Source organism: Syntrophomonas sp. UBA5494 (assembly GCF_002426325.1).
In genome coordinates this window covers 2,842-3,053 of record NZ_DIPG01000018.1, presented here as the reverse complement: position 1 = coordinate 3,053, position 212 = coordinate 2,842, and the positions used below count along the sequence as shown (strand labels likewise).

General features: G+C 56.6%; 1 pseudogene. It reads left to right on the top strand.

Features of this window, described 5'->3' with window-relative positions:
• Positions 1–212: pseudogene (locus B3W37_RS02205) on the top strand (hydrogenase); the annotation flags it as partial.

Here is a 212-nt window from a genome sequence, read left to right as displayed (position 1 = left end):
GATAATCCTGAAGAGGCCTGGCAAGGCCATGTGGGATTCGTGCCGGCTTATGTGGAGGAATTGGCCCCGGACCCGGCAGGCACGGTTTCGGTCACCTGCGGGCCTCCGATCATGATCAAGTTCGCCCTGCAGTCATTGCAGAAGCTGGGTTTTAAGGACGAACAGATCGTAACCACCCTGGAAATGCGTATGAAATGCGGCATCGGCAAGTG